The sequence below is a fragment of the Streptomyces sp. NPDC044061 genome (assembly GCF_056434305.1).
The window spans coordinates 176,571-188,790 of sequence record NZ_JBWKFL010000004.1 but is presented as its reverse complement, the minus strand read 5'-3'; the positions used below and the strand labels follow the sequence as shown (position 1 = coordinate 188,790).

The following is a 12,220-nucleotide window of genomic DNA, read 5'->3' as shown; positions in this document are numbered from 1 at the left end:
TCCATTCCTCACACTATACCCCTAGGGGGTATTTCTCCAAGAGGAGCCCCGGTGTGCCAGCGAGCGCACCCAGGCGACGCCCAGCAGGGTGACGAGTACCAGGCCGCCGACGGAGAGGAACGTGAACAGATGCTCCTGCGCCGCGGTGGGCCGGGGGATGTACCCCTGCGCGAACGGCTCCGGTCCCGGGCCGGTGCCCAGGAGCCGGGCCACCAGCCAGATCGCGATGCCGCGCGTGGCGTCCCACAGAGCGTGCAGCATGGAGACGCCGAGGTAGGTGCCCACGACCGGCGCGGCGAGGCGGAAGTGCCCGTTCGGGCGGCGCTGGGAGAGCAGCGCACCGCCCGCGATCGCCGTCCACAGGCCGTGCCCGAAGGGGGCGAGCACCTCGCGCGGGAGCTCCGTCTCCAGCAGCGCCCTGAGACCGACGCCCTCGGCGGAGACGGCCGCGTCGAAGGCGTACCCGCAGCTCTCCATGGCCGCGAAGCCGAGGCCGACGGCCGCGCCGAGCACCAGCCCGGCCCGCGTCCCGCGGATGCCGGGCTGTCGGCGCAGCACGAACACCAGCGCGCCGAGCTTGGCCGCCTCCTCGATCAGGCCGAGGCCGGTGAACATCCCCGGGGAGGGTCGGAGCTGGTACGACTCCATCGCCGAGGCGCCGAGCACGCCGAGCGCGCCGCCGGCCAGGAAGGAGCCCAGGATCGCGCTCACGCCCAGGTCACGGCTGTGCCGCTCGTACGCCCACAGCACGAAGGCGACCGGGACCAGGAAGCCGCCGAGCAGGACGAGGGTCGGCAGCGGCGCGGTGTTCCGGGTCGCGAATGTGGCCAGCGCGGTCAGCGTCCACAGGGCGAGCCCGCCGCCCAGGCAGCGCTTCCACAGGCCCGCGCCGATGCGCGGGTAGGGCGGCGGGGGCTGCTGGGGGCCCGGGATACGGGCCCGGGGCATGCCGGGCGGCGGAGAGTGGGTCACGGGGGTCCCCTCGGGCTCCTGCTGGGCGATCTATCCGCACTGTAGGCAGATGCGCCCCGTGTCGCAGTCCGGGGAACCCCGTGGGGTGGGGGCGGGGTCAGACGCGGCCGAGCCGGTCGCCCACCAGGGGTTCGAGGTAGCGGATCAGCACGTTCTTGACCTCCTGGACGTAGGCCGCCCGCTCGTCGCCCTCGTGGGCGAGGACCAGTTCCAGGCCGGCCTTGTAGATGCCGAGGCAGACATGGGCCGTGCGGGTGATGCGGGCCGGGGAGGTCTCCGGCAGGAGGGAGGCGAGCAGCCCCTCGATGCGGCTGATCAGGGTGGCGTGCAGCTGGTCGTGCGCCTCGGTGATCCCGCCCGGCATGTCGGGGCCGTGCATCAGCGCGAAGAACACCGGGTGCTCGGTGTTGAAGGCCATGAACCGGTCGACGGCCGTGCCGACGGCCTCCGCCAGCGGTGTGGCGGGGTCGACGGGGGCCAGCGCCTCGCCGTAGGTCTCCCGCATCTCGTGCACGAGCCGGTCGCCCAGCTCGATCGCGATCGCTTCCTTGTTCGGGAAGAACTGGTACAGCGTGCCGGGTGAGACCCCCGCCTCCCGGGCGATGGCGTTGGTGCTCGCGGCCGTGTAGCCGGTGGCGCAGAAGACCTGGGCAGCGGCGGCGAGGAGTTGGGCGATACGGCGTTCACCGCGCGCCTGGCGGCGGCGCGGCTGTTCCTTCTCCGAGGTCTCCGAGGTGTCGGACACGCGTTATCCCCAGCCCTTCGAAGGCGATTGACAAACGCGAGCGGTCGCTCGCATTCTTGGGGAACGCGAGCGATCTCTCGTGTTTGTCAGTCTATTGGCAATGACCGACCCATGCTGCCTGCCTGCACGGACATGGGTCACGGTGAAGGGGACACCGCACGATGACCGAAGTCAACGAGGCGCCGCAGGCCGGGGACGGACCACCCCGGCCCGGCGGCTGGACCCGATTCGTCACCGCCCGCCCGCGCCTGTCGCTGCTGGTGGCCCTCGTGCTCACCGCGCTCGCCGTGCTTGCCGGCAGCGGGGTCGCGGACCATCTGGGCAGCGGCGGCTGGGAGGACCCGGCCGCCGAGTCGACGTACGCGACCAAGGCGCTGGAGCGCGAGTTCCCCGGCTCCCAGCCCAACCTGCTCCTTCTGGTGGACTCCGGCCGCGCCTCGGTCGACGACCCGGCGGTCGCCGCCGAGGCCCGGCGCCTGGCCGGCCGGCTGGCCAGGGAGAAGGGCGTGACCGGTGTCGGCTCCTACTGGCAGGCCGCTCCCTCGGCGGCCCCCGCCCTGCGCGCCAAGGACGGCCACGAGGCGCTGATCGCCGCCCGCATCACCGGCGACGAGAACGCGATGGGCAGCACCCTGGACCGCATAGCGCCCCACTACCGGGGGACGCACGGCCCGGTCCGGGTGAAGGTCGGCGGCATCGTCGCGGTACGGCACGAGATGCAGACGATCATCAAGGAGGACCTCACCCGCGCCGAGATGATCGCCCTGCCGATCACACTGGTCCTGCTGGTCATGGTCTTCGGCAGTGCCGTCGCGGCCCTGCTTCCCCTGGGCATCGGCGTCGTCGCGATCCTCGGCACCAACGCCGTGCTGCGCGGCCTGACGTCCTTCACCGACGTCTCGGTCTTCGCGCTGAACCTCACCACGGCCCTCGGCCTCGGCCTCGCCATCGACTACGCCCTCTTCATCGTCCGCCGCTACCGCGAGGAACTGTCCACGGGAGCCGACCCGTTGACCGCGGTCGCCACGACACTGCGCACGGCCGGCCGCACCGTCCTGTTCTCGGCCCTCACCGTCGCGGTCTCCCTGGCCGCCATGATGGTCTTCCCGCAGTACTTCCTGCGGTCCTTCGCCTACGCGGGCATCGCCGTGGTCCTGCTCGCCGCGGCGGCCGCCCTGATCCTGCTCCCGGCGGCCCTGATCCTGCTCGGTCACCGGGTCAACTCCCTCGATCTGCGCCGTCTGCTGAGAAGGGGCCGAGAGCCGAGGCCGTCGGGCACCGAGGGCACGGCCTGGGCCCGGGCGGCCACGCTGGTGATGCGCCGCGCCCCGTTCTTCGCACTCGGCACCGCCGCCCTGCTGGTGATCCTCGGACTGCCCTTCATGGGCGTGAAGTTCGGCACCGCCGACGACCGCCAGCTGCCGTCGGGCGCCGAGTCGCACGTGGTGCAGCAGCACATCCGGGACGGCTTCCCGGGCAGCCCCGGGGGCGGCCTGGAGGTCCTCGCCGAGGGCAGGGCCACCGAGAAGCAGTACGCCGACTACAAGGGGCGGGTGGCCGCCCTGTCCGAGGTGGACCGGGTCGACGGCCCGCTGGTCAAGGGCGACACGGCCTACTTCACCGTGCAGCCCAGGGGCGAGGCCGTGGACAGCGCCGCCCAGCGCCTGGTCGGTGACCTGCGCGAGCTGAAGGCCCCCTTCGACACCAAGGTGACCGGCACCGCCGCCGTCCTGGTCGACACCAAGCACGCGATAGGCGAACGCCTGCCCTGGGCGGGTGCGTTCATCGCGATCGTCACCCTGCTGCTGGTCTTCCTGCTCACCGGCAGCGTGCTGATACCCCTGCAGGCCGTGGTGCTCAACGCGCTCAGCCTGACGGCGATGTTCGGCGCGGTGGTCTGGGTGTTCCAGGACGGCCACCTCTCGGACGCGCTCGGCTTCACCAGCTCCGGCTCGGTCGAGACCACCCTGCCCGTCCTCATGTTCTGCGTGGCCTTCGGTCTCTCCATGGACTACGGCGTGTTCCTACTCTCGCGCATCAAGGAGGAGTACGACCGCACCGGCGACCACAACGAGGCGGTCCGCCACGGGCTGCAGCGCACCGGCGGGCTGATCACCGCGGCGGCGGTCATCCTCGCGGTGGTGATGGTCGCCATCGGCACCTCCCGGGTGACCAACACCAAGATGCTGGGCCTCGGCATCGCGCTCGCGGTGCTGATGGACGCGATGGTCGTACGCAGCCTCCTGGTCCCGGCGATCATGCGGCTCACAGGCCGCGCCACCTGGTGGGCACCGGCTCCGCTGCGCCGCTTCCACCGGCGGTTCGGCCTGAGCGAGGGCGAGCCGGCCGCGCCCGCGGAGGTGAAGGAGACGGCGGGGGTGTGAGGCGGGCGGCTTCCGTGCGAGGGTTGCGCCCATGAGGGCCGTCGTGTTCGAGCAGTACGGGGAGCTTGCCGGGGTCCGGGAGGTGCCGGACCCGGAGCCCGCCGAGCACGGTGTCGTGGTCCGGGTCGAGGCGACCGGGCTGTGCCGCAGTGACTGGCACGGCTGGATGGGACACGACCCGGACATCACGCTGCCGCATGTGCCGGGGCACGAACTCGCCGGTGTGGTCGAGGCGGTGGGCGCCCGGGTGATCGGCCGGCGGCCCGGTGACCGGGTCACCGTGCCCTTCGTCTGCGCCTGCGGCAGCTGCCCCGCCTGCGCGGCCGGCGACCAGCAGGTGTGCGAGCGCCAGACCCAGCCCGGCTTTCACCACTGGGGCTCCTTCGCCCAGTACGTGGCCCTCGACCACGCCGATGTGAACCTGGTCGCGATCCCGGACGGAATGGCGTACACCACGGCCGCGGCCCTCGGCTGCCGCTTCGCCACCGCCTTCCGCGCGGTGGTGCAGCAGGGCCGGGCGGCGGCGGGGGAGTGGGTCGCGGTGCACGGCTGCGGCGGGGTCGGGCTGTCGGCGGTGATGATCGCGGCGGCCTCCGGGGCCCGCGTGGTCGCAGTCGACGTGTCGTCCCAGGCCCTCGACCTGGCGCGGAAGTTCGGCGCGGCGGAGTGCGTGGACGCGACCGGCGTGTCCGACACGGCGGCGGCCGTCCGGGAGCTGACCGGCGGCGGGGCCCACCTCTCCCTCGACGCCCTCGGCTCGCCCGCCACCTGCGCGGCCTCCGTCGGCTCCCTGCGCCGCCGCGGCCGGCACGTCCAGGTGGGCCTGCTGCCCTCGGCGGACGGCACCACCCCCGTCCCGCTGGCCCGTGCCATCGCCCTGGAACTCGAACTCCTCGGCAGCCACGGCATGGCCGCCCACGCCTATCCGGGGATGCTGGAGCTGGTCAGGACGGGAGCGCTCCGCCCCGACCTGCTGGTGACCCGGACGATCCCGCTCGACGCGGCCCCGGAGGCCCTCGCCGGCATGGGTACGACACCGGGGGCCGGGGTCACGGTCATCGAGCCGTGGCGCTGAGCGCGGCCCACTCACGGTCGAGTATCGCCATGATCACCTCGTCGGCCCACTCACCGTCCCGTCGCTGCACCTCCCGCCGTACGCCCTCGACCACGAAGCCGACCTTCTCGTAGACGCGCAGGGCCCGCCGGTTGTGGGCGTAGGCGGCCAACTCGATCCGGTGCAGCCCGAGTTCCTCGAACCCGTGGGCGACGATCAGCCGGGTGGCCCCGGTGCCGACACCGCGACCGCGGCCACGCGGGCCGATGAGTGTGCGGAAGGCGCAGCTGCGGGCGGCCGGGTCGTACTCGTACAGGACGACCTCGCCCAGCACCTCACCGCTCGCGGGATCGGTGACGGCCAGGTCGAGACGGTCGGGAGCGGTGGCCCGGGAGCCGTACCAGGACCGCAGCCGTTCCGGCGTCAGATCGGTCGACGGCTCGAAGGTGAAGCGGACGACCTCGGGGTCGGTGACGATCTCCCACATGACATCGGCGTCGGCCTCGGTGAAGGGCCGCAGGACGGCCTTCCGGCCGGTCAGGACCGGTTTGACGGAGAAGCTCATGGGACGACTGTGCCCCACGCGTCCGGTGGGGCACAGGTCCTTTTCCGGGAGGCGCCTCGGCGGCCGTGTCCGGCCGGTCAGCCCCCTCTTCTGCCGCGGTTGCCGGGGCGGGAGGCGACCCAGGTGCGGACGGTTTCGGCGTACCAGTAGGGCTTGCCGCTCTCCACATGGTCGGGTGGAGGCAGCAGACCATGCTTGCGGTAGGACCGCACGGTGTCCGGCTGCACCCGGATGTGTGCCGCGATCTCCTTGTAGGACCAGAGCTTTCGGTCGGTCATACGTCGTACCTCCCCGCGCGCGCCGCGGCGGCGGCCGGGGGCGGCCGTCGGGGGAGCCGGGCGCTGCGCTGGCGATCACCAAGCCTGTGCCCGGTGAACGACGCAGAGTGATCGCAGGAAAGTGGCTGTCGAGCGGGTGTGACCGAGAACCCGCGTAGGCGCGACATGTGTGACAGGAGAGAGGTGTTTGTGACACGCCCGCAGCAAAGGCGTACGCCGACACGCGGGCGGGCGTGGTGACAGGACCGGCCGGATTCGCCCCGTCGCGGCCATCTCGCCCACCGTTCCCTCGAGTTCGCGGCCGGACTCCGACGCCGGGCGGTACCCGCCCTGCAGGCTCACCGCGCTGCGCAGCTCCCCGTCCTCGACGTGCTTGATCCCCGTTCGCCGCGCCGCGTCCGGCTGGTCAGCCGGCCGAGCGGCTCGGCGGGCAACGGGCGCGCCCAGTGGGCCGGTTGATCCCGCCCCGCCGGGCTCAGCCGGTCCTCGACCGAGCCGTCGTACTCCGGGCCCCGGGAAGCCGGCGCACGCGCAGGCGCTCCTACGCCCCGCACGACCGGAGGAACGCCCGCGTCCGCCGCGCGATCGGCAGCGGAGCGTCCGGCTCGCAGGGGTACATGTCCTGCTCCACGATCGCGAACAGGTCGACGTCCAGACGTTGCGCCGCCTGAAGCACCGGCCCCAGTTCCGGCACCCCGGTCGGCGGTTCGCACATCACCCCCCGGGCGACCGCCGGACCGAACGGCGTGCCCTGCGCGCGCACGTCGGCCAGGATCTGTGGGTCCACCTGCTTCAGGTGCAGATAGCCGATCCGCTCGCCGTAGGTCTCGATCAGCTTGACGCTGTCCCCGCCGCAGTACGCGTAGTGCCCGGTGTCCAGGCACAGCGACACCAGGTCGGAGTCCGTGCCGTCGAGGAAGCGGGTGACGTTCTCCTCGCTGTCGATGTGGGTGTCGGCGTGCGGGTGGACGACGATGGTGAGGCCGTACCGCTCCCGCACCTCGCGGCCGAGGCGCTCGGTCAGCGAGGTGAGGTTCCGCCACTGCTCGGGGGTCAGCGTGTCGGGCTCCAGCACCTCACCGGTCTTGTCGTCCCGCCAGAAGGACGGGATGACGACCAGATGGCGGGCGCCCATCGCCCGGGTCAGGGCGGCGATGTCGGAGACGTGCGCCCAGGTCCGGTCCCACACGTCGGCGCCGTGGTGCAGCCCCGTGAAGACGGTGCCGGCCGACACCTTCAGCCCACGCCGGGCGATCTCCTCGGTGAGCACCGCCGGATCGGTCGGCAGATAGCCGTAGGGGCCCAGTTCGATCCACTCGTAGCCGGAGCCGGCGACCTCGTCGAGGAAGCGCTGCCAGGGGACCTGCCGTGGGTCGTCCGGGAACCACACGCCCCAGGAGTCGGGCGCCGATCCGATCCGGATACGGGAGAGTGAGGAGGGTGCCAAGGACGTCATGGCCGTCAGCGTGCGGGGCCGCGGAAAGCGGTGTCAAGCTCTCGTCCGAATGTCTGGACAAAATATTGACAGGGCTCTGCGGACGGGGCTAGAAAGCCGGGGAGAGCCGTGCGCCCCGGAGGGCGGACCGGACAGCGCAGAAGGGAAGCCGATGGCGTACGACCTGATCACCATGGGACGGATCGGAGTGGATCTCTACCCGCTGCAAACCGGCGTCCCGCTCGCCCAGGTGTCGTCCTTCGGCAAGTTCCTCGGCGGGTCGGCGACGAACGTCGCGGTGGCCGCGGCCCGGCTCGGCCGCGCCACCGCCGTCATCACCCGCACCGGCGCCGACCCGTTCGGGGCCTATCTGCACGAGGCCCTGCGCGGCTTCGGCGTCGACGACCGCTGGGTCACCCCGGTGGCCGGACTGCCCACCCCGGTCACCTTCTGCGAGGTCTTCCCGCCGGACGACTTCCCGCTCTACTTCTACCGGCAGCCCAAGGCGCCGGACCTGGAGATCCACGCCGACGAGCTGGACCTGGACGCCGTCCGGGACGCCCGCGTCTTCTGGGTCACCGGCACCGGCCTGAGCGAGGAACCGAGCCGTACGGCGACGCTCGCCGCACTCGCCCACCGCGCCAAGTCCGGTACGACTGTCTTCGACCTCGACTGGCGGCCCATGTTCTGGGCCCACCCCGACGAGGCCCGCCCCTTCTACGCCGAGGCCCTGCGCCACACCACGGTGGCCGTCGGCAACCTGGACGAGGTGGAGGTCGCCACCGGAGTGCGCGAACCCCAGGCGGCGGCCCGCGCCCTGCTGGCCGCCGGGGTCGAGATCGCCGTGGTCAAGCAGGGACCCAAGGGTGTCCTCGCCGTCGACCGGAAGGGCGAGTCGGTGGAGGTGCCGCCGCTGCCGGTCACCGTCCTCAACGGACTCGGCGCCGGTGACGCCTTCGGCGGCTCCCTCTGCCACGGACTGCTGGAAGGCTGGGACCTGGAGACGATCATGCGGCACGCCAACGCGGCCGGCGCCATCGTCGCCTCCCGCCTGGAGTGCTCCTCCGCGATGCCCACCCCCGACGAGGTGGCCGCCGCGCTCGAGGCCGGAGCGGTGCTGTGAGGGCCGGCCGCGTGGCGGGCGCGCACACCGAGGGCGGGGACGGGGCCCGACAGGGCCGCGTGGACGTCGCCGAGCTGGTCCGGATCCGCACCCACCACCCCGAGGCGATCGCCGAGGCGGCCGCCCGCCGGGCCCGCCGCCCGCTGCTCGGCGACAACGGCCGGCTGATGATCGTCGCCGCCGACCACCCGGCCCGTGGCGCGCTCGGCGTCGGCGACCGCAGACTCGCCATGGCCAACCGCGCCGACCTGCTGGAACGCCTGTGCCTCGCGCTGTCCCGGCCCGGCGTCGACGGCGTCCTCGCCACCGCCGACATCCTGGACGACCTGCTGCTGCTCGGCGCCCTCGACCACAAGGTCGTCATGGGCTCCATGAACCGCGGCGGGCTGCAGGGCGCCAGCTTCGAGCTGGACGACCGCTTCACCGGCCACCGCCCCGAGGACATACAGCGCCTCGGGTTCGACGCCGGCAAGCTGCTGCTGCGCATCGACTACGACGACCCGGGCTCCCTGACCACCCTGGAGTCCACCGCCCGCGCCATCGACGACATGGCCGCGCGCCGGCTCCCGGTCTTCGTGGAACCGTTCATCAGCCGCCGCACCGCCGGGGGAAGGCTGCGGAACGACCTGTCCGCCGAAGCGGTCACCAGGTCCATCGCCATCGCCTCCGGGCTCGGCGGCTCCTCGGCCTACACCTGGCTGAAGGTGCCGGTCACCGAGAACCCCGACGACATGGCCCGGGTCATGGAGACCTCCACCCTGCCGGCGGTGCTGCTCGGCGGCGACATCGGCGACTCCCCGGAGGATCAGGTCGCCGCCTACGAGAAGTGGCGCGGCGCGCTCGAACTGCCCACCGTGCGCGGCCTGGTGGTCGGCCGCTCGCTGCTGTACCCGGCGGACGGCGATGTGGCCGCCGCCGTGGACACCGCCGTAGGACTGCTGTGAGGGCCGCATGACCAGCACCGACCTGCACCTGCCCCGGGGCGCCACCGCGAACGCCCGGTACGCCGTCGACATCGGCCCCGAGGGGGCCGGCTGGACGCACAGCAGCCTGCGTGTCCTGGAGTTGACACCAGGGGGTACGCATACGTTCACCACCGGGGACAGTGAATGGATCGTACTTCCGCTACAAGGCGGATGTACCGTACAAATTGAGGAAAACGAGTTTCAACTCCTGGGCCGGGAAAGCGTGTTCGCGGACGTCTCCGACTTCGCGTACGCGCCCCGGGACGCCCGGGTCCAGATCGCCTCCGGCGCGGGAGGCCGCTTCGCCCTGGCAGGAGCGAAGTGCGAGCGACGACTCCCCGCCCGCTACGGCCCCGCGCCGGAGGTCCCCGTCGAGGAGCGCGGCAGCGGCACCTGCGCCCGCCGCGTGCGCAACTTCGCCTCCGCCGACTCCTTCGACTGCGACAGGCTGATCGCCGTCGAGGTGATCACCCCCGGCGGAAACTGGTCCTCCTACCCGCCGCACAAGCACGACGAGCACCGGCCGGGCGAGGAGTCCGAGCTCGAGGAGATCTACTACTTCGAGATCGACGGCCAGAACGGTCTCGGATATCAGCGCGTATTCCCCTCGCGTGAGGGCGGTTCCGACGTCCTCGCCGAGGTCCGCTCCGGCGACGCCGTCCTCGTCCCCGACGGCTGGCACGGCCCGTCGATCGCCCAGCCCGGCCACGCCATGTACTACCTGAACGTCATGGCCGGGCCCGGTGAGACCCGGGAGTGGCGGATCTGTTTCCACCCGGACCACGTAGAAAGCACAGGGGGGTACCGATGACGACCTCGACGACGAGGCTCACGGTCGCTCAGGCACTCGTACGCTTCCTCGCCGCCCAGTACACCGAACGCGACGGCGAGCGGCGGCGCCTGATCGGCGCCACCTGGGGCATCTTCGGGCACGGCAACGTGGCCGGCCTCGGCCAGGCGCTGATCGAGTACGCCGACGTCATGCCGTACCACCAGGGCCGCAACGAGCAGTCCATGGTGCACGCGGCGGTCGGCCACGCCCGCCAGTCGAACCGGCTGTCCACCCATGCGGTGACCACCTCCATCGGCCCGGGCGCCACCAACCTGGTCACCGGCGCCGCCCTCGCGACCATCAACCACCTGCCGGTCCTGCTGCTGCCCGGCGACGTCTTCGCCACCCGCCCCGCCGATCCGGTGCTGCAGCAGCTGGAGGTGCCCTACGCGGGAGACGTGTCGGTCAACGACACCCTGCGCCCGGTGTCGAGGTACTTCGACCGGATCACCCGGCCCGAGGCCCTGATCCCCAGCGCGCTGCAGGCGATGCGGGTCCTCACCGACCCCCTGGAGACCGGTGCGGTCACCCTCGCCCTGCCGCAGGACGTGCAGGCGGAGGCGTACGACTGGCCCGAGGAGTTCTTCGCCGAGCGGGTGTGGACCGTACGGCGGCCGGGAGCCGACCCCACCGAGCTCGCCGAGGCGGTCCGGGCGGTCCGGGCCGCCCGCAGGCCCCTGGTCGTCGCCGGCGGCGGAGTCCACCACAGCCGTGCCGAGGCGGCCCTCGCCGAGTTCGCGGAGGCCACCCGCATACCGGTCGCCTCCACCCAGGCCGGCAAGGGCTCCCTGCGTTACGACCACCCGCAGGACGTCGGCGGCGTCGGCCACACGGGCACCGCGACCGCCGACGAGCTGGCCCGCACCGCGGACCTGGTGATCGGCGTGGGCACCCGCTACACCGACTTCACCACCGCCTCCGGCACCCTCTTCGAGAACCCGGACGTCCGTTTCCTCAACCTCAACATCGCGCCCTACGACGGCCACAAGCTGGCGGGGCTGCCGCTGGTCGCGGACGCCCGCAGCGGCCTGGGCGAGCTGACCGAGGCGCTGGTGATGCACGGGCACCGGGTCGCCGACTCCTACGTCACCGAGTACACCGAGGACAAGGAGCGCTGGGAGCAGCGCGTCGACGCCTGCTTCGAGGCGGACGAACCGGACGTCAGGCCTTCCCAGCCGCAGGTCATCGGTGTCCTCGACGCCCTGGTGGACGAGTCGGACATCATCATCAACGCGGCCGGCTCGCTCCCCGGCGACCTGCACAAGCTGTGGCGGGCGCGGTCGTACGACCAGTACCACCTGGAGTACGGCTACTCCTGCATGGGCTACGAGATCCCGGCCGCCATCGGGGTGAAGCTCGCCGCTCCCGAGCGGAACGTGTGGGCGCTGGTCGGCGACGGTACGTACCTGATGATGCCGACGGAGATCGTGACCGCCGTGCAGGAGCGCATCGCGATCAAGATTTTGCTGGTGCAGAACCACGGGTACGCGTCCATCGGCGGGCTCTCGGAGTCCGTGGGCGGCGAGCGGTTCGGCACCGCCTACCGCTTCACCTCGAACGACGGCACCTTCACCGGCTCCCCGCTGCCCGTCGACCTCGCCGCCAACGCGGCCAGCCTCGGCATGCGGGTGCTGCGCGCGAAGACCGTACGGGACCTGCGCGCGGCGCTCGCCGAGGCGCGGGCCGCCGACACTCCCACATGTGTCTACGTGGAGACCGAAACGTCCGACACTGTGTCGGGCGCGCCTCCGGCGCAGGCCTGGTGGGATGTTCCTGTGGCCGAGACCGCGACCCGATCGTCCGCGGTCAAGGCACGAGAGCTGTACGAACGGCACGTCTCGACCCGACGCCGCCATCTGTAATAAGG

The 12,220-nt window shown here is 72.2% G+C and carries 11 protein-coding genes; 6 read left to right on the top strand and 5 right to left on the bottom strand.

Annotation, left to right across the window (positions count from 1 at the left end; all coding sequences use genetic code 11):
* Window positions 1–21 precede the first annotated feature (21 nt).
* Complete coding sequence (locus AC07CM_RS08070; RefSeq protein ID WP_478875493.1) at window positions 22–972, bottom strand: PrsW family intramembrane metalloprotease; 951 nt, start codon at window positions 970–972, stop codon at window positions 22–24.
* A gap of 97 nt (window positions 973–1,069) precedes the next feature.
* Window positions 1,070–1,717 carry a TetR/AcrR family transcriptional regulator gene (locus tag AC07CM_RS08065; protein ID WP_478875492.1) on the bottom strand — a complete coding sequence of 216 codons (648 nt, stop codon included), beginning with the start codon at window positions 1,715–1,717 and terminating at the stop codon, window positions 1,070–1,072.
* 161 nt (window positions 1,718–1,878) lie between these two features.
* On the opposite strand from AC07CM_RS08065, the gene AC07CM_RS08060 reads away from it, so the two are divergent.
* Together AC07CM_RS08060 and AC07CM_RS08055 are read left to right on the top strand one after the other, a co-directional pair.
* The gene (locus tag AC07CM_RS08060; protein ID WP_478875491.1) at window positions 1,879–4,101 is read left to right on the top strand and encodes an MMPL family transporter; all 2,223 of its coding nucleotides are present in this window, start codon (window positions 1,879–1,881) and stop codon (window positions 4,099–4,101) included.
* Between the two features lie 31 nt (window positions 4,102–4,132).
* Window positions 4,133–5,176: a zinc-dependent alcohol dehydrogenase family protein gene (locus AC07CM_RS08055; RefSeq protein WP_478875490.1), complete on the top strand. Its 1,044-nt coding sequence runs from the start codon at window positions 4,133–4,135 to the stop codon at window positions 5,174–5,176.
* On the opposite strand, the gene AC07CM_RS08050 is transcribed toward AC07CM_RS08055, so the two are convergent.
* From AC07CM_RS08050 to AC07CM_RS08040, 3 genes are all read right to left on the bottom strand, one after another.
* Window positions 5,157–5,720, bottom strand: coding sequence for a GNAT family N-acetyltransferase (locus AC07CM_RS08050; protein ID WP_478875489.1), 564 nt, complete (start codon window positions 5,718–5,720; stop codon window positions 5,157–5,159). The two genes, AC07CM_RS08055 and AC07CM_RS08050, sit on opposite strands and share 20 nt — an antisense overlap.
* A gap of 77 nt (window positions 5,721–5,797) precedes the next feature.
* Window positions 5,798–5,998, bottom strand: a complete 201-nt coding sequence (locus AC07CM_RS08045) for a helix-turn-helix transcriptional regulator (RefSeq protein ID WP_478875488.1) — start codon at window positions 5,996–5,998, stop codon at window positions 5,798–5,800.
* 541 nt (window positions 5,999–6,539) lie between these two features.
* Window positions 6,540–7,454: a sugar phosphate isomerase/epimerase family protein gene (locus AC07CM_RS08040; protein ID WP_478875487.1), complete on the bottom strand. Its 915-nt coding sequence runs from the start codon at window positions 7,452–7,454 to the stop codon at window positions 6,540–6,542.
* 151 nt (window positions 7,455–7,605) lie between these two features.
* On the opposite strand from AC07CM_RS08040, the gene iolC reads away from it, so the two are divergent.
* Genes iolC through iolD form a run of 4 tightly spaced genes read left to right on the top strand, consistent with a single transcriptional unit; the run spans window position 7,606 to window position 12,215 of the window.
* Complete coding sequence (iolC, locus tag AC07CM_RS08035; RefSeq protein WP_478875486.1) at window positions 7,606–8,556, top strand: 5-dehydro-2-deoxygluconokinase; 951 nt, start codon at window positions 7,606–7,608, stop codon at window positions 8,554–8,556.
* A gap of 59 nt (window positions 8,557–8,615) precedes the next feature.
* Window positions 8,616–9,500 (top strand): Cgl0159 family (beta/alpha)8-fold protein, encoded by an 885-nt coding sequence (locus AC07CM_RS08030; RefSeq protein ID WP_478875745.1) that lies wholly within the window; start codon window positions 8,616–8,618, stop codon window positions 9,498–9,500.
* Between the two features lie 7 nt (window positions 9,501–9,507).
* The gene (iolB, locus tag AC07CM_RS08025; RefSeq protein WP_478875485.1) at window positions 9,508–10,332 is read left to right on the top strand and encodes a 5-deoxy-glucuronate isomerase; all 825 of its coding nucleotides are present in this window, start codon (window positions 9,508–9,510) and stop codon (window positions 10,330–10,332) included.
* A complete protein-coding gene (iolD, locus tag AC07CM_RS08020) occupies window positions 10,329–12,215 on the top strand; it encodes a 3D-(3,5/4)-trihydroxycyclohexane-1,2-dione acylhydrolase (decyclizing) (protein ID WP_478875484.1) in 1,887 nt (628 codons plus the stop codon). The genes iolB and iolD overlap by 4 nt, the downstream gene beginning before the upstream one ends.
* Window positions 12,216–12,220: the final 5 nt, after the last annotated feature.

Coding starts and splice junctions, on each gene's coding strand:
- AC07CM_RS08045 (WP_478875488.1), bottom strand. CDS start 5,998: ATGACCGACCGAAAGCTCTGGTCCTACAAGGAGATCGCGGCACACATC.
- AC07CM_RS08050 (WP_478875489.1), bottom strand. CDS start 5,720: ATGAGCTTCTCCGTCAAACCGGTCCTGACCGGCCGGAAGGCCGTCCTG.
- AC07CM_RS08060 (WP_478875491.1), top strand. CDS start 1,879: ATGACCGAAGTCAACGAGGCGCCGCAGGCCGGGGACGGACCACCCCGG.
- iolC (WP_478875486.1), top strand. CDS start 7,606: ATGGCGTACGACCTGATCACCATGGGACGGATCGGAGTGGATCTCTAC.
- AC07CM_RS08055 (WP_478875490.1), top strand. CDS start 4,133: ATGAGGGCCGTCGTGTTCGAGCAGTACGGGGAGCTTGCCGGGGTCCGG.
- iolB (WP_478875485.1), top strand. CDS start 9,508: ATGACCAGCACCGACCTGCACCTGCCCCGGGGCGCCACCGCGAACGCC.
- iolD (WP_478875484.1), top strand. CDS start 10,329: ATGACGACCTCGACGACGAGGCTCACGGTCGCTCAGGCACTCGTACGC.
- AC07CM_RS08040 (WP_478875487.1), bottom strand. CDS start 7,454: ATGACGTCCTTGGCACCCTCCTCACTCTCCCGTATCCGGATCGGATCG.